Below are 704 nucleotides of genomic sequence, written 5' to 3' on the forward strand. Positions count from 1 at the left end.
CGGCTGGCTGCTTCCTTGATGACTTTGGCGGTGAGCGCGCGCGCGGGCTTGCGGGTTTCTCCATCTTCGACCAGTTCGGCGCCGATCATCGAGCCCAGCCCACGGATGTCGCCAATCACCGTGCGATTTCTCTTCTGCTGAATTCGCTGCAAGCCAGCCGTGAGCCGCTCGCCGATCTCATTGGCGCGGCCAAGCAGATTCTCCTCGTCCAGCACGTCCAGCACGGCCAAGGCAGCCGCACAGGCCAAGGGGTTGCCCGCATAGGTGCCACCCAGGCCGCCAGCGGCCACCGAATCCATGATCTCCGCTTTGCCGACGATCGCGGCAATCGGGATGCCAGCTGCCAGGCTCTTGGCCATCAGGAGCAGGTCAGGCTCGATGCCGGTATGTTCGATGGCAAACAGGCGGCCGGTTCTGCCGAGGCCGGACTGCACCTCGTCGGCGACGAGAACGATGCCGTGCTGGTCGCAAAGGCGCCGGATACCCGCCATGAACTCAACGGGCGCGGGAATGAAGCCGCCTTCACCCAGAAGCGGCTCGATGACGATCGCCGCTACCGCGCTCGCTTCGATCTCGGATTCGAACAGCGTGTCCAAGGCCGCAAGGCAGTGCTCGACGCTGACACCACGATACAGATCCGGGTAAGGCGCGCGATAGATGTTGCCCGGGAACGGTCCGAACGACTGCTTGTAGGGATTTACCTT

The 704-nt window shown here is 63.6% G+C and carries 1 protein-coding gene; it reads right to left on the reverse strand.

Annotated elements, in window-relative coordinates; translation table 11 throughout:
• Window positions 1–659: aminotransferase class III-fold pyridoxal phosphate-dependent enzyme (locus ACWGS9_RS36080; protein WP_454509468.1), on the reverse strand; the 659-nt coding region annotated here is incomplete at its 3' end.
• Window positions 660–704 lie beyond the last annotated feature (45 nt).

The sequence above is a fragment of the Mesorhizobium sp. Arg314 genome, from assembly GCF_053714275.1.